This is a genomic window from Streptomyces sp. NPDC008121 (assembly GCF_042957155.1).
GTDB lineage: Bacteria > Actinomycetota > Actinomycetes > Streptomycetales > Streptomycetaceae > Streptomyces.
On sequence record NZ_JBIBHT010000001.1, the window covers coordinates 905244 to 921515 of the forward strand.

Genomic DNA, 16272 nt, shown 5'->3' on the forward strand with positions numbered 1-16272 from the left:
GCCGGCCCACCCGGGAAGGGCCCGGTGCGCCGCCCGGACGCCGACCCCCTGGCCGGTGAAGTCGTGCAGCGACCTCAGTGCGGCAGGTCTCCGATGAAGGCGCGCGGTGGGAGCTGGGGGACCTCTGCCAGACCGGCCGCCCGCAGCCACCGAGCCATCTCATCGTCGTGGACGCCCACACTCGTGGCGCGCGCGATGCTTTGAGCTGCGTGCGGAACCTGCCCACCGTCGCGACAGATCAACTGCAACGGCCACGCAGGGTACTCGCCAGGCCTGCCGTCAAACGGTACCCACTTCCACGGCGCGGAGTACGTCCACAAGCGGCCCTCGCTGTCGGCCACCTCGTCACCGGACTCCAAGAACGCATATGGCCTGAAGACCAATGCCGACTCGATTGGCTCCTCGCCATTCGGGTCCACGGTGAAGCCGATCTCCTCTGCGTGGGGCGGAAAGGAAACACCATGAGAGACCAGGGACACGTATGCGTGCGGACGAGGCAACCAGCCGACATCCAAGGGATCAGAAAATCTCTCCACATGTACCACATACGCGACAGTGGCCGGCATTCCGAGTTCACAATACCCCCCCACTTCGAGGGAAGAATCGGACGAAACGATCTGGAACGGCTCCTCGTCCCAGCCTTCATCTCCGGCGTTTCGCGGGATCGCTCGCGATCCGTTCCACTGCATCTGCGACTCGGGGTCGATTCGATTCCAGGGCCATCGAACAGAAACGTACTCCGCCGACAGGCCGGTTACCTCGACCGTCTGCGCCGGACACTCCATCACGACGACGTCCCCGGCACGGACGCTTGCAAGCACCCCAGCACGCCCGCGATCAACAGCGCTACCCATTGTGTCAGTCCCTTCACGGTCCGGAGGACTATCCTATGCCTTGTCGCGAGAGGGCAGATCATCGCTCCGCGATACAAACCTCCGCGCACAGGCCCGACACTCAACTCGGCAAGAATTGCACCGCGTCTTTGCGAATAAATGGAAACGGCCCGCCAGACCAGCTGGCGGGCCGTCACCTCTACCACAGACGAGGCGTTAACTGAAGAAGCGGAAGCTTCGGACGCGATGCGTGGTCTGGCCGTTACCCGGCCGAACCTCGCCGAAGGGTGCTCCGCCGCTCGCGAAGATCAACACTCCGCACACTGCACGGCAGATGTTGCGAGACGCCCCGCCTTGGACGGGAGTCGCCCCCAGAGCCATAGCTCCGAGTATGACGCGCTGTTCGGCGTGCAGGCTTCCCGGAACAAGATCGGGACCGATGTGGAACTCGTCGTCGTTGAGCGCCGTGATCTGCGCCGGGGTCAACCCCTCTTCGCCGTTTCCGGCCACAAGTCTCCTGACGCCCGCTCCAGGGATCTCTACATCCAGAACGGCGACGGTGTGGATGTCGAAGTTCGCCTGACTCGGCTCGGCGTTGTTGATCTGAGACGCTCTCGCCGCTTGCGGCTCATTGCAGTTGTGGACGAGAACCGAGGCCGCCGCAGCCAACACGTAGTACGTGTGGAGGTCGGAGACCGTCAGGTTGTGGACGGCTGCCTTCTGTGCAGTCCACCGCTGAATCGCGGTGATCTGCACGTAGGTGCCGGCACTGGTCTGCAACCACTGGCCCGACGCGAGGTCCGTGGCAGTGATCCACTTGCCCAGCTCGGGGACCCAGAAGGGGTGACCGTCGGTCGCGGTGACCTGCGCCGTCTTCGCGCCGGCCGCACCGTCCGTGTCGATCGTCACCCTGACCAGGCGCTTGAGGCCTTCGCCCTTGATCTCAGCGGTAACCGTCTCGGAACGTGTCTCGCCCGTCTCCGGGTCCGTCGAGACGACCTTGTCGCCGGTCTTCACTTGCTCGATCGGCTTGCCCGAGCCGTCGGCCATCAGCACCTTCGTGCCGGGTACGAAGCTGTTGCAGGTGCCGCCTTCCTCGGCCTTTCCGGAGCCGCCGCTGCCGCTGGATCCACCCTTGTTACGAGAGGAGCCACCGGAAGATCCGCCAGGCTTGCTGAGGCTTGTCTTGCCGCCGCCTCCGGAACCCTTGCCGCCACTCTTACCAGCTGAGGAAGAGGCCTTCGGCGCCGCTTTGGCCTGAACCCGCTTCTGGACCGGGTTGCCCGTCTTCTTCTTCTGGGCCAACGCTCGGTCGGCGATTCTCTTTGCCTCTTCGGCTGCCTTCTTCTTCGCCTTCTGAGCGGCCTCCTTCTTGGCCTTCTCGATCGCCGCCTTCTTGGCCGCGAGTGCTGCCTCTTCGGCCGCCTTGGCGGCCTTGAGGACAGCTTCGGCGGCCTTCTTCGCCGCCTTGAACGCCTGGATGGCGTCGATGGTGCGGTTGACGGCCTTGAGGACGGACGGGATCTTGCCGAGCTTGGTCCACGGGATGGCGCCGATGATCAGGCTGCCGCACGACCACATGTCACCGCCGAAGCAGGCCATGGCGTCGTTGATGCCGATGAAGTCCTTCAGCGTCTCCCAGGCCACGGCGAGGATCACCGAGGTCAGGGACTTGCCCATGGTGGACTGCGCCTGCGCGACCTGCGCCGCGGACAGACCCGCGCCGGCGAGCGCCGCTGCCTTTTCCGATGCGGTCAGGCTGATCGCCAGACCGGTGGGGTCGGCATGTGTGACCGGGTTGTTGTGCGCGTAGGCGTACCCGTTGGACTGCAGCGGGTCGTTCAGGTCGAGCATGGGGTCGGCGGACAGGAACCGTCCGACCACCGGGTCGTAGAGGCGAGCGCCCAGCGGCTGGTAGCCGGAGGCATCGTCTCTGGTCTGGCCCAGGAAACCCTTGTGGGTCTGGATGTTGGAGCCGACGGTGTCGGCCGCACGCTGGTTGCCGAAGGGGTCCTGCTTCCTGACCCGGACCGGCTGACCGCTGTAGAGAGCGACCTCAACATAGACGCTGCCCTGGTGATCCATCGCCAGGGCGACAAGTGTTTCACCGCCCGTACCACTCGCGTAGCGCATGACCGCGCCACCGGGGGTGGTGTAGGTGCGCTCGGTGCGGATCAGGACGCCGCCCTGCTGCACGGTCACTTCGGCCTCGCCCAAGTGGAGCGTGGCTTGCTTGCCCTGGATGGTCAGCAGGCGTGAACCGTCCGGGCCATAGATATGACGGGTGTCATTCTGCGGCGACCACAGCTGCGCCGTCGAAGTGCCGTTGCAAGTGGCCAGGACGATCGCGGTGGCGTTGACATTGGCGCCGTCCTTGACCGCAAGGCACAGACCGGAGGCGACATGGTTCAGCTGACCGGCCGCCGTCCGCTTGAGTTCCTGCGTGGCAGTGCCGTTGCACTTCTGCAACTGGACCGCTGAGCCTGCGGTGTTCGCTGCGGGCTGCAGACACCACGTGTCGTAAACCGACAAGGTGCCCAGGTTCGGGTCCGTCTGCGGCGCACTGCCACTACCCGGTTTGGGCGTGAACTTGAAGTTCTGCGCCACGGTGCCGTTGCACTGGTAGAGCTGAATCGGCTGGCCTGCCGCAGCGAGACCGGACTTGAGGTCGACGCACTTCTGGCCGAGACCCACATACGGAGTCTTGCCCCCGTTGCCCTGACCGGTGATCCGGTCGACCTTGCCGTCGATGGTCCAGGTCAGCTCCTGCTTGTCACCGTTCTCGAGCGAGGTGACCGACTTGGTCTCCCCGGTGAGCTCGTACAGGCGTGCTGCTTCGGCCTTCACCGCCGCGCCGGCGGGGGTTGTGTACTTCTTCGACACCTTGGTCAGCGTGTGCGGCTGTTCCTTGGTTGCACCCTTGCCGTAGGTGTAGTCAGTGACCGCATCCTTGGCGGTGGCACCGGTCAGGTCCTTCTCGGTCAGCTTGGTGCGGTTTCCGAGGAGGTCGTACTCGTACTCCTGCCAGTAGCCGGAACCGTCATCACCTGCCGACACGTTGAGCGTGCCGTCGGTGTTCTTCGGCGAGCTGCAGGCGGTCTCGTCCTTGGAGGTCCAGGCCGACTTCAGCTGACCCAGCGGGTCGTATACGAAGCACTGACGCTCCGCTACCGGAGTCGACTTCTCGTGGATCGAGGTGACGTTTCCGGCCGGGTCGTAGGTGTACGCGCGGTTGGAGGCCAGGTTGCCACCAGCGGCGCCACCGGGATTGTGCTCCCGATAGGCCGTCTGCTCCTTGAGCTCGCCACTGCCTTCGTCGAACAGATTCTGCGTCCACACGCGGTAGGGCTGCGAGCCCAGCGTGGAACGCACCACCTGTCCATAGGGGGAGTAGACGGTCTCAGCGCCGTACCAGTCTTTACCGGAGACCGAAAGCGGAAGGCCATCCTTGTCGTGGCGGACGACCATCTTCTCGGCCTCAAGCTTGCCGACCGCAGGCAGAGCGGCCTCCTCCAGGAGGCCCGTGTCCGTGTAGGAGTATCCGTAGGTGTAGTCCTTGGCCAGGCCCCAGGTGTCGGCAAGCGACTGCGGCAGGCTCAGGGTCGTGGACGTCGGGTCGTAGTCCTTGGTGTAGCCGTTGACCTTCTGGGTGTAGGCCAGGCCGTCGGTGTATCGGGTGGCGGTGGCGGGCTGTCCCTTGCCACCGTTCGCGGTGTCATAGGTGTAGTCGGCCAGCAGAGTGCCGGCGGCGTCGTTCGCACGCTGCTGCTTGGGCCTGGACAACTCGTCGTAGCTGTTCCAGATGACGCCGCGGGCAGTGGCGACCGTCAGGACGCGGTCGCGATGATCGTAGGAAGTCCGCGTGGTCCCCGAATCGGGGTCGGTGGCGGTCTCCATCCGGCCACGGTGGTCATACGTCCACGACCACGGGTGAGTCGGGTCGGCGGAGTTGGTCGCCTTCACCATCTGGCCGCGCGTGTCGTACTGGTAGCTCGTCGAGGTAAAGCCGCCGGGCGCCGCCGGATTGAAAGTGTCCGTGCGCACCGTACGTCCAAGCGCATCTGTGTAGACGCGGTAGGACGAGGCACCCTGCGGGTTGACGACCTTGGACCAGTCCTGGCCGTACTCGTACTTGGTGGCCCGTTCCGGGTAGGCCTTGGAGATGGTCTCGGTGGTGTTCGGGTCGACCCACTTCATATACGGGGTCTCGGTCACCACACGGCCGAGGCCGTCGTAGGTGTAGCGGGTGATGTTGGGGATGGCAGTGTCGGCGAGCGGGGTGAAGAGCTCGCCGGGCTTAGCTTCTTGGGTGAGGTAGGCGTTGTTTGTCTGGAAGACCTCGCCCGCACTGTTATAGAGGGTGTCGGTGATCAGGTGGCCCTGGCCGCCGGTGGCCTCCTCCTGCGTCTGCCGCTCACGGCCGAGGCCGTCGTAGAGGGTGACCGAGGTCTCGATCCGGTCCTCGTGCCCACGGGCGTACGTGGTCACGTAGGGAGGCTTGCGGATCTCGCGCTCGGCGTCCTCCGGGTCCACCACCGGCTTCGGAATCGTGTACTCGGCACGGAAGTCCGGCACCGTAGTGGTGGCACGGCCTGGAGCCCATGCTTGGGCCAGGCGGCCCAGCGGATCGTACTTCGCCTCGCTCACATGACCGTTGAGGTCGATCGTCTTCAGCGTGGTCGCGCGGCCCGGCTCCAGCTCCTGCACCTGGGTGTGGCCCAGCGGGTTGGTCTGGGTGACCTTGAAGACCTGACCTGTGGGTGGGTCAAAGGCAATGGTCGACGACTTGCCGTCGGGATCGGTCTGCCTGATCACCCGGCCGATGGCGTCGAAGCCCTTGGTACCGGTGGTCTGGAAGCCGGAACCGTCCCCCTTCAGTGACCAGGTTTCGGTCGCCAAGCCTCGGGACGATGCCGCGAGAGTCGTACCGTAGGCCGTGCCGTCGTAGGCGATACGAGTGGCGCCGCTGAGCGTCGACACGTCCGCGAAGTTGGCTGCTGCACAGTTCGTCGGCGAGTTCAGAACCTGCTTGGACAGACCGATGATGTTCCTGTCGGTCTGGTGCAGGTACTCCATCCTGGTGCACGACTCGTCGCCGGTCTTGCCCGTGTCACCGAAGGACTCGACCTGCGTGGGCAGACCGTAGGTCGGCTCGTAGGTCGTCAGCGTCCGGACCGTGCGCTGCGTACGCGGGTCGTCGGCGTTCGTACCGGATGACTTCGTGTACGCGATCTCTTCCGGCTCGGTGACCCGCCAGGCCTTGAGGTCGGTCAGGCCGTCCTCGCGGTCGCGGGTGCCGAGCAGTGTGGCCTCGAGCTTGGTAGAACTGCGGGTCAGCCAGTCGGTGTCGGCCTTGTCCGCGCTCGTATAGGAAAGCTCTTCGGCTATTCGGCCGGCGAAGGGCTCCTTGTCCTTGGCGATCTCGACGCCGTGGACGTCCTTGACCGGGACGGTGTCGCCCATGCCGCGGTAGTAGCGGGTGACGGCCTTCGTCTGCGGAGCGTCGACACCGGGGGTGTTCTCACCGGTGGAGCCTTCGCCGCTGTCCGCGTCCGACGGCTTCGGACCGGTCAGGACGGCGGTCTGCTCGAAGCCCGCGAACTGCGAATACGTCCGCGTCGACTTCTTGCTGAACTCCTGCTCGGCGAGCTTCCAGCCGGCGTTCTTGTACTCGTAGAACGTCTTCGTGCCGTACGAGCCGGACACGTTCGGGAGCTCTTCGATCGACTCGACCACGTACTTGTGGAACCAGTCGATCTCCTCCTTCTCCGGGTCCGGGCTCCAGTACGACGGGTAGCACAGGCGGTTGTTCGCCTTCAGACCGGTCGTGTCCGCCTTTGTCGGCAGACCGGAGCCGGTGGCGCACTGGCCCTCGATCGGCTTGTAGGTGACGAAGGTCTCGCCGCCGTACTCGTTGATCACACGGGCGATGCGCAGGCGGGAGAAACCGGGGCGGCTGGGGTTGAACGCCTTGACCCGGTTGGGCATGTCCTCGGCGTTGGACTCGAAGCGCACCGAGTTCAGCGTGATGCTCGCGTCGGTGGAGCCGTTGCGGGCGTAGCCGGTGCGGGTGACCGACTCCAGCCACAGGGCCGTGTTCGGGCCGGTCTTCAGCGAGGCGAAGCTCTGGTCGAGCTTGTACTCGTCGACGACCTGGCGGGCGGTGGTGTCCGTGCGGCGCTGGGCCGAGGTGGTGATCTTGTCCAGGCGCTTGCGCGTCCAGAACGTCGGGCCGGCGTTCCAGCACTTCTGCTTGTACGTCGAGGTGACCGCCGCGCAGCGGAGGTCGGCCGGGGTGTCGTACCAGATGCGGTACTTGCCCATGTCCTTCGACGTGAAGTTTTCCTCTACGCAGGTCAGCGTGCCCTCGGTGAAGCAGCGCTCCTCGACCGAGAAGTTCACACGAGCGGGCGCGGGCGCCGAGAAGATCGAGTCCTTGCGCTGGCCGTAGTCGATGCGCGTCAGGTAGCCGTCGCGGTGGTACTCGACCGGGGCCTTGAAGTTGAAGTTCCGCGCGTAGTAGTTGACATCGCGCTTCCACCACAGCGACATGGCGTTGCCGTGGATGTCCTCGACGTAGTCGAGGTTCCAGCGCCAGGCCTGGTTGCAGAAGGAGTTCTTCCAGTCACCGGCCTTGTAGCAGGGCTCGCCCGCGTGGTTGCCATAGACGGGGACGGCCAGCACCGAGTCCGTGTACGGGTCGTCGGCGGCGGTGCCGTTGTCCGACCAGCCCGGGAGCTTGTTCAGACCGAAGTGGTAGCGGGTGCCGTCCTTGGTCGTGACGACCCAGTACTCGCCGTCCGCGTCCTTCATGCCCGAGCGCGGGTCCTTGGACGTGTCCTTGAGCCGCTCGATCTTCGAACCGTCACCGTTCGCGGTGAACCAGGTGCCCTTGGCCGCGTCCCACACCAGCTCGGTCGTCATGCCACCCAGCGACAGGGTGGCGTTCTCCGAGCCGTAGCACTGGTCCGCCGTCTTGTGGGTCGCGTTGTTCGACCCCGCACGCTTCGAGTCCTCGCGGCAGTTGGCGTACGTACGGGTGATGGAACCCGCGTTGTAGTCCCAGCCGTCACCGATCCAGGAAGCCTGGTTGTTCGTCGCCGAGGTCCGGCCGTCGACCGACTGGGACGAATAGCCCAGGCCGATCTTCGGCATCAGACCGCCGGCGGTCTCCGGCACCTGCACCTGGTAGTTGTACGTGAACGCACCCGACGAGGATCCCGCCGACCACGCACCCGACGACAGCAGCGGCGAGGCCGTGAAGTCACCGGACACCGAGGAACCGGTGTCCATCATGCCGACGGCGTTACCACTGGTCGTCGTCTCCGCCGAAGAGAAGGACGCCTTGCGCGCCGAAGCGCCGGTGCTTCCCTCTTCCAGCAGCTTCGCGACCGGGATCGTGCCGGTCAGGACCTTGCGGGTCTTGGCGTCCTTCGCCGCGGTGGTCTTGGTGGGGGCGTCCTTGGCCGCCACCTCCTCCACCGAGGACTGCAGCCGCTCGAAACCGGTCGACTCGTCCTTGCCGCCCGCCATGGTCGTGGTGCCGTCGTCGGCACACTCACCCGCGGTCGGATCCGAGTACACGCACTCCGGCAGCAGCGTCAGACCGAAACGCTCCGCAGCCTGCGGGCCATAGAGGTCGGCGAACCCGGTCGTGTCGACGCTCAGCGCGACCTGCGCGGCCGGGTCGACCCCGGCCGGAGGCGTGACCTTCATGATCATGCCGGGCACGCCCGCGTCCTGGGACGCCTCGACCGGCTTCAGGTCGACGCTCCACTGACCGGCCAGATCCGCCGCATTGCCGCCCTCGGGGACACCGATGGCGACGGGCAGGTTCTTGGTGACCGGGACCGTGGTGCCCGGCTCGCTCGTCGCCGTCAGCGTCGCCGTGCCGAGATCGGCCACCCACGGGGTGACGTTCTTCGGCACATACGGCGTGACCGGCACCTCAGGCGAAGTCGTCAGCGCCTTTTCGGCCGTCACATCGCCTTCGAGCTCGGTGCTCTTCGGCAGATCCGGCAGGTCCACCTGCGCCGTCTGCTCTTCCCGGCTCATGCCGTCGCCGGGGATCGCCAACGCCTGCGAGCTGAGGCTCGTCACCGTCAGCATCGAGGACAACAAAAGGACGGTCGCCGTGCGGCTCAACCGCCGGCGCCGTCTTTGTGACTCCGTCACGGCTAGGCGTCCCCGCCCCAGCCATGACGGTGGACCTGAAGAACGCATTGCGTCGACTCCCACCCAGGAAAAAACAGACAACGAAGAAGGTGCGGAAACACCGAAGAACGCGCGTCCGTCAAGACGCGCGCGTCGGCACTGTCCGTCATGACCTGGGAGAACTCAAGATCACACAAGGTGACAAGGTCACGGGGGAAGTGAGATGGCTCACCGGTCATACTTGACCAGAGCACATCACCTTACGATCTTTCAGAAAGATCCGGTAATAAGGGCCATCCCTGCCTTTTCCTGGGGCGGAAAGCCCCAAGAGTGGAGATGTCGGTCGTCACAGAGGTCAACACCTCTCCCTCGGTCACGAATTAATAAAACTCTCATGTCTGGACGCCCCTGCTCAGACATGTGATCGTGTGCGCGCCCTTCTGCCCCGGCGGTTCGCCGTCGGGGCTGTCTGTGCTGTCCCATTCCGCCTGGTACCTACGGGAGTAGACCGCGTGTCCGCGCCGCCACCCAGATTTCTCAGCCCCTTCGTGCGCACGCGCACCAGGCTGTCCCTGACCCTCGGCCTCGTTCTGGCCGCCCTCACCGCTGCCCTCATCCCCTGGTGGCAGCCCCAGACCCCGCCTGTCGCCCAGGGCAACACCAAGGCCACCGAGGCGAAGCCCGCGTCGACCGGCCCCCGTGACGAGGCGGCCGCCGTCGCCGAGGCCAAGCGCACACGGAAGCAGGTGCTCGTCGACACGGCGACCACCGCCACGCAGCAGACCTGGGCGCTCCCCAACGGGCAGATGCGCTCCCAGATGCACGCCACGCCGCAGCGCGCGAAGAACGCCGACGGCGAGTGGGCCCCGATCGACAACAAGCTGGTCCGCTCGGCGAAGGCGCCCCGTGGACTCGGCATCGTGCCGGTCAACGCCGCCGTGCCCGTGCGGTTCTCCAGCGGCAGCAAGGACGCGTCCCGTGCAGACCGTTCCTTCGCCCGCGCCCCGCAGCCCGGTCAGACCGTGCTCGCGGAGATGGACGTCGCCGGCCACACCGTCGCCTACACCTGGCCGGGCGCGCTGCCCGAGCCGGTCCTCGACGGCCCCCGTGCCCTCTACTCCGAAGTTCTTCCCGGTGTCGACCTGCTCCTGGTCGCCCGTGAGGAAGGCGGTGTCGCCCAGCTCCTCATCGTCAAGACCCCCGAGGCCGCCAAGCAGGACGCGCTGAAGTCGGTCGCGTACGGACTCCAGTCCACGACCGCCACCTTCCAGCTGGACGCCCCCAAGGGCCGCGTCCTCGTCCTGGACAAGGCCGGCAAGGAAGTCGCCTCGATTCCCACTCCCTTCGCGTGGGACTCCAGCGGCCAGGACCCCGAGGCACCCGCCTCCACGCCCCGTACGTCCGTGGCGACCCCCGCCGACGTCCTCAAGCTCTCCGGTCTGACCGGTATCGAGCCCGGCGCCCACTCCGCCCAGCTCCCGGTCTCGCTCGACGGGGACAAGACGAGCACCGCCCGTCTCTCCCTGAACGTCGCCGCCACCGGCCTGTTCACCAAGCCCGGCGTGAAGTTCCCGCTGTTCGTCGACCCGACGATGAACTCCGCCTGGCAGGCGTGGACCACCGCCTACAAGAAGTACCCCAACAGCAGCTTCTGGAACGGTACGAACTTCTCCTCCGGCACCTCCGACGCCCGCGTGGGCTACGAGAGCGACACCGGCGGTCTCGGCCGTTCGTTCTGGCGCATGGGCTTCGACCCCGGCATGAAGGGCGCCACGGTCACCCGGGCCTCCTACAAGGTGCTGAACAACCACTCCTGGTCCTGCACCACCCGCGAGTTCCAGTTCTACCTGACCGGTGGCATCTCGACCGGTACGACCTGGAACGCGCAGCCTTCCTGGTCCACCCACCTGCAGTCGAAGTCCTTCGCCCATGGCTGGTCCACCTCCTGCGCGGACGCGTACGAGGCGTTCGACAACGCCAACGTGAAGGCGGCCGCACAGACGGCGGCGAACAACGGTTGGTCGAACATCACCCTGGGCATGCGCGCCACCAGCGAGGGCGACACCCAGACCTGGCGCAAGTTCCGCGCCACCTCCGCCACCCTCGAGGTCGACTACAACCGTCCCCCGAGCGAGCCCACCGCCGGCACCACCACGCCCGGCGGCGCCTGTGTGCCGGGCCCGGGTGGAGGCGTGACGGTCGGCAAGACCAACATCACCCTGTCGGCCAACGCCAAGGACGGCGACGGCAACCTGTCGAAGCTGCGCTTCCGCTTCCTCAAGACCGGCGGCACCCCGACCGAGTACCCGGTCACCCCGAACTCCAGTGGTACGGCGACGGTGACGATCCCCGTCACGTTCCCGCTGGACGACAAGACCATGTACTCGTGGGACGTGCGGGCCGAGGACTCGGCGGGCGCGGTCTCCTCCTTCTTCCCGCCGAACACCGCCGAGCCGTGCCGCCTCACGATCGACGGCTCGGCCCCGCCGCAGCCCGTCGTCACGAGCAACTTGTTCACCAAGGCCACGTCCGACGGTGCGACCTGGGCGAAGGTGAAGTTCGGGGAGACCGGTGACATCACGTTCACGTCTCCCGGGGCCGCGAAGTTCCGCTACGGCTTCGAGGGCGTGGCGTACACGGACGTGAACGCCACCAACGGCTCGTTCACCAAGAGCGACCTCAAGCCGCCGCACGCCGGCCCGAACTGGCTGCACGTCTTCGCCCTGGACGCGAACGGCAACGTCAGCGCCCGCACCGACTACAACTTCTACGTCCCGCCGCGTGACACGGCCGACGGCCCCGGCGATGTCGGTGGTGACGGCATCGCGGACCTGATGCTCATCGACGCCAACGGCAACCTCTTCTCCTACCCGGGCAGCCCGGGCGGCGAGCTGTACGCCGGCCTGGCCGGCTCGTACACGTCGGACGACAAGCTGCACCCGACGGGCCATTGGTACGACGCCGGCACGGGCCAGGCGGCGATGATCAGCAAGTTCAACGACGTCTACCCCGGAGACGGGACGACCGACCTCTTCGCGCGCACCCCGGACGGCCGGTTCTGGCTCTACCCCGGCGACGGCTACGGCACGTTCAACGTCGACGACCGCCTCGAGATCAAGCTGCCGTCGAACGCGCCCGCTCCCTCCACCTGGATCCAGTTCAAGGCAGTCGGCGACATCACCGGTGACAAGCTCCCCGACGTGGTCGTGCGCGCCGGCACGGCGTTCTGGACCCTGTCCGGCTACACCGGCGCCACGTTCCAGACCGCGACCCTGATGAACGCCGACGTCTGGGCCCGCCGCGAGATCGTCAACGTCGCGGACATCGACCTCGACAACACGCCCGACCTGCTGTGGCGCAGTCTCGACTCCGGCACCATCTACATCCGTCACGGCAAGCCCGGCCCCGTGGCGGGCAGCGTCGACATCAACTCGCTGATGGTCGCGGCCAACTCCCGCGGCGGCGTCGACACCTCGTACGGCTCGAACTGGACCGAGGCGCACATCTCGGCGATCGTCGGCATCCCGGACGTGAACGGAGACCGGATCCCCGACATGTGGGTCCGCTTCAAGGACGACGGCCAGATGCGCATCTACTACCCGTCCACCACCAACACCAACGGGGCCGTCAAGGTCGTCCTCTCCGCCAACTGGGCCGGAGTGAAGGCCTTCGGCTGACGCACCGTCCCCTCTGCCATGAATTCCGGGAGCCCCGGACGCCTCGACGGCGTCCGGGGCTCCCGGCCTGTAGGGCGCGTGCGGTCGGCCCGTCCTACCCGCGCCCGTTCAGAACGCGTTACGGCGCCGCAGGCGCATGGGGCGTCCGTCCGGGTCCACCAGGGCGTGGTGCAGGGGGGTCGTGAGGGCCTTGCGTACCGCGGGCAGGTCCGGCGGGGCGTAGCGGCGCAGGCGGCCCGCCGGCCGGGGGCCCTGGCGGCCGCCCTCGTGCCAGGCGTCCAGCGCCGCGGCGGTCTTCTCGAAGGCGTGGAAGGCGGCCGTGGGGTCGCACAGCTCGTCCGGCTCCCCCGAGGCGGCGGGCTCGGCGTCCAGGTGCTCGCGCATCAGCTCCAGGCGCAGGTCCCGGGCGAACGTACGGGCGCCGTCGCCGAGTCCGCCCGGATCGGTCGGTTCGCGCGGGTCCTTGGTGCGGTCGACGACGGCGCAGCTGAGTTCGGAGTCGTGGGTCCACGACCGGAGGTTGATGTTGTCGGAGCCGATGGAGGCCCATACGTCGTCGATCACGCACACCTTGGCGTGGACGTAGACGGGGGTGCCGGCGTGGTTCTCCAGGCCGTACACCGCGACGCGGTCGCCTCCGGCGCGGCGCAGCTCGGCGAGGGCCGTGATCCGCCCGATCAGGTTCATCGGGAGGGAGATCCGGCCGTCCTGGTCGGGCAGCGAGGGGATGACGCCGATGAGGCGCAGCTCCGGGTTCGTGCGCAGGGCGCGGGCGAAGCTGGCCACCACCCGGGGCGACCAGAGGTACTGGTCCTCCAGGTAGATCAGCGACCTGGCCCGGCGCAGCGCCTTGAGGTAGGCGCGGGCGATGCTGCGCTCGCCGTCGGGAGCGAAGGGATAGCCGCGCAGCAGGCGGTTGGGGTAGGTCCGCAGCACCTGGACGCTCTGTCCGCCCCGGGGCTCGGGGTCGGGGGTCTGCTCGGGGAGCCGGTCGGCGCTGGTGTCCTCGCGGTGCAGTAGCTCCCGCAGCCGGGTGAGGGGGCTGCGGCTGAGGGGGGACGGGTCCTCCCACCGCTCGCGGAAGACGGTCTCGATGTCGCCGACGGCCGGTCCGCGCAGGGCGAGCTGGACGTCGTGCCAGGGCGGGCGGGGGCCGTAGGCGGCGGCGAGGGGCAGCGCCTGGGGGTCGCCCTCGTGGGTGGCGTCGTCGTTTCGGCTGTGGCAGAGGTCGATGCCGCCGATGTAGGCGACGTCCCGTTCGGGGCGGCCGGGGTGGCGCAGCACCACCATCTTCTGGTGGTGGGAGCCGCCGGGGCGGACCCGCATGTCGAGGAGGCACTCGCCGCCGCCCTCTTCGATCTCCTCGCCGAGGTGGCGGTTCTCCTCCTCGCTGAAGCGGAAATTGTCCAGGTGGGAGCGCCAGAGGAGCCCCTTGACGATCACGCCCCGGCGGGCGGCGTCGCTCAGGACCGCACCGATCTCGCTGCCGGGGCCGTCGAGCCGCTCGTCGGGGTCGCCGCGCCAGTCGGTGAACATCAGCAGGTCGCCCTCGCGCATGGCGCGGATCGCGGTGAGAAGTTCCGCGAAGTAGGCGGCGCCGTGGACCACGGGCCGCGCGTCGTTTCCTTCCGACCAGGTCGCGCCGTCGGGGTGGCGCCGGTCGAGGCGGGTCGCGGTGTTGCCGCGCTCGCCGGGTACGAGAAGCCATTCGGCATGTGTCACAGGATCGGTCCTCCTCTCCCGCGCCTACCCGCCCCCGAACGCCCGGAACGCCGCACGGGCGGGATTCCTCCGGCTCGTACGGCGCTCCGGGATGACCGGGTCTCATTCCTCATCGGAGAGGCGACCGGCCTCACCAGTAATGCGACCGGCCTCCGACCGCATGCCCGGCCGCGCCCGCTATCCAGAGGACGAGACCGATCACGGCGAGGATCAGGCCTATCGTCCACAGAATCGAAATTCCGGTGACGAATCCGATGATCAGCAGGATCACTCCGAGGACAATCACGACGACCTCCCAGCACCTCCATGGATGACTCCGCCGAGAAGAACGGAGTGAAAAGGCACTGTGCGAGTACCACTGTCGGGGGCATTTCATTCATGGTCGGCGCGAGAATTTGACCTGGGGTGGCTCGGGCGCCTGCCCGCGGCCGCCGCACCGATCTTCGACCCGTCAGCCCTGGTCGCTCTCCGGCGACGGGTCGTCGTCCTTACGCGAGCCCTTCCGGGTGCCCTGGGCGGCTCCGCCGTCGACGACGGCGTCCTCGGCCTCGCGGCGCGACTCCTCGTCGCCGCTCTCCCCCACGGCTTCCGACGGGGTGGTGTCGGAGCGCTGCTCTCCGCGCTTCTCCTCGGTCATGGTCGTACTCCTTCGGTCGTGGTCGTGGTCGTGGCGGGTCGGACGAGGCGGGGCTCAGGACGGCGGGTACGGGGACGTCTTCAGGCGCCGGGCCAGGTGGGCCGTGTTGGCGGCGAGGGTGGCGGTCGTGGCGGCGGTGGCCTTGGGGGTCTCGTCGAGGTCCTGGAAGTCGGTGCCCTGCATCGCCTCGCCCACCCAGTACGTCACCGCGTTGGGGGCGAGGGTGAAGCCGACGTCGTTGAGGCCCTGGAAGAGGTCGGCGCTGACCTTGTGCGCGCCGTCCTCGTTGCCGACCACGCAGACGCCGGCGACCTTGCCGTACGTCAGCATGCGGCCCTCGTCGTCCGTCTCCGAGATCTCCGCGTTCAGGCGCTCCAGTACCCGCTGGGCGATGCTGGAGGGGTGTCCGAGCCAGATCGGGGTGGACAGGATCAGGATGTCCGCTCCGAGAATGGTGTCCCGGATCTCGGGCCAGTCGTCTCCCTGCCCCATGTCGGTCCCGATGCCGGGAAGGACGTTGCGGTCGGCGATGCGGATCGTCTTGCCCGTGACGCCGTGGTCGGCGAGGGCCGCCATGGTCTGCTCGGCCAGCAGCTGGGAGCTGGAGGGGGCGGGCGACGGCGAGAGGCTGCAGACGAGGGCGACGGCGCGCAGTGGTGTGGTGTCCATGAGTCCCCCGCTACCCGGCGACAGGTCCCCTATGTCATCCGAAGCGCCATATTGCGTCATCTGGCACACGCCGGACGCCCCGCCCCCCGGGGGAGGGGGCGGGGCGTGGGCGCCGGTGTCCGGGCCGGGGGTCCGGGTCCGGGCCGGGGCGTCAGATGCGGCCGCGGGCGAGCCGCGTCAGCGGGCCGACCGCCGGCTTGGCCGTGGAGCGGCCTATCGCGAAGGCGGCGCCGGCCACACCGGCGACTCCCGCCGCCGCGCCGGCCGCGATGGCCTTGCGCTGCTTGACGACCGTCCAGGCCGTCGTGGCCACGGTGGCCGCCTTGGCGGCGTTGGCGGTCACGGCCTGCTGGCCGCTCTGGAGGCCGCTCGCCGCGGCACGGCCGACACGCTTGGTGGCGTCTCCCGCCGACCGCACGCTCGTCGTCGTGGACTTCTCGGCGTCCCGTGCCACCGAACCGGCCTTGGCGGCCGCGCCGGAGGCCTTCGTCTCGGTCCGCTTGGCCGCAGTCTTCTTGGCCTGGGCGGTGCTGGAATTCCTGGCGTTGTCGCTTTCAGCAGTCATGGTATTCCTCCTTGC

8 protein-coding genes are annotated in these 16272 nt (G+C 67.6%); 1 reads left to right on the forward strand and 7 read right to left on the reverse strand.

Annotation, left to right across the window (positions count from 1 at the left end):
• Positions 1-74: 74 nt before the first annotated feature.
• Complete coding sequence (locus ACFZBD_RS03905; protein ID WP_391134817.1) at positions 75-854, reverse strand: hypothetical protein; 780 nt, start codon at positions 852-854, stop codon at positions 75-77.
• 195 nt (positions 855-1049) lie between these two features.
• The gene (locus ACFZBD_RS03910) at positions 1050-8942 is read right to left on the reverse strand and encodes a polymorphic toxin-type HINT domain-containing protein (protein WP_391135929.1); all 7893 of its coding nucleotides are present in this window, start codon (positions 8940-8942) and stop codon (positions 1050-1052) included.
• Positions 8943-9535: 593 nt separating this feature from the next.
• Here ACFZBD_RS03910 and ACFZBD_RS03915 point away from each other — a divergent pair.
• Positions 9536-12664: a hypothetical protein gene (locus ACFZBD_RS03915; protein WP_391134820.1), complete on the forward strand. Its 3129-nt coding sequence runs from the start codon at positions 9536-9538 to the stop codon at positions 12662-12664.
• Positions 12665-12772: 108 nt separating this feature from the next.
• Here the strand turns inward: ACFZBD_RS03915 and ACFZBD_RS03920 are convergent, their stop codons facing one another.
• From ACFZBD_RS03920 to ACFZBD_RS03940, 5 genes are all read right to left on the reverse strand, one after another.
• On the reverse strand, positions 12773-14386 hold the full coding sequence (locus tag ACFZBD_RS03920) for a phospholipase D-like domain-containing protein (RefSeq protein WP_391134823.1): 1614 nt from the start codon (positions 14384-14386) through the stop codon (positions 12773-12775).
• Between the two features lie 130 nt (positions 14387-14516).
• Positions 14517-14672, reverse strand: a complete 156-nt coding sequence (locus ACFZBD_RS03925; protein ID WP_391134826.1) for a DUF6131 family protein — start codon at positions 14670-14672, stop codon at positions 14517-14519.
• A 165-nt stretch (positions 14673-14837) separates the two neighbouring features.
• On the reverse strand, positions 14838-15023 hold the full coding sequence (locus ACFZBD_RS03930) for a hypothetical protein (protein ID WP_391134829.1): 186 nt from the start codon (positions 15021-15023) through the stop codon (positions 14838-14840).
• A gap of 54 nt (positions 15024-15077) precedes the next feature.
• Positions 15078-15692, reverse strand: a complete 615-nt coding sequence (locus ACFZBD_RS03935) for an NAD(P)H-dependent oxidoreductase (RefSeq protein ID WP_391134833.1) — start codon at positions 15690-15692, stop codon at positions 15078-15080.
• 151 nt (positions 15693-15843) lie between these two features.
• On the reverse strand, positions 15844-16257 hold the full coding sequence (locus tag ACFZBD_RS03940) for a hypothetical protein (protein ID WP_391134836.1): 414 nt from the start codon (positions 16255-16257) through the stop codon (positions 15844-15846).
• Between the last annotated feature and the right edge of the window lie 15 nt (positions 16258-16272).

Excerpts from the sequence above, each read along its gene's own strand:
- ACFZBD_RS03905 (WP_391134817.1), bottom strand. The coding sequence starts at position 854 with ATGGGTAGCGCTGTTGATCGCGGGCGTGCTGGGGTGCTTGCAAGCGTC.
- ACFZBD_RS03910 (WP_391135929.1), bottom strand. The coding sequence starts at position 8,942 with ATGCTGACGGTGACGAGCCTCAGCTCGCAGGCGTTGGCGATCCCCGGC.
- ACFZBD_RS03930 (WP_391134829.1), bottom strand. The coding sequence starts at position 15,023 with ATGACCGAGGAGAAGCGCGGAGAGCAGCGCTCCGACACCACCCCGTCG.
- ACFZBD_RS03935 (WP_391134833.1), bottom strand. The coding sequence starts at position 15,692 with ATGGACACCACACCACTGCGCGCCGTCGCCCTCGTCTGCAGCCTCTCG.
- ACFZBD_RS03940 (WP_391134836.1), bottom strand. The coding sequence starts at position 16,257 with ATGACTGCTGAAAGCGACAACGCCAGGAATTCCAGCACCGCCCAGGCC.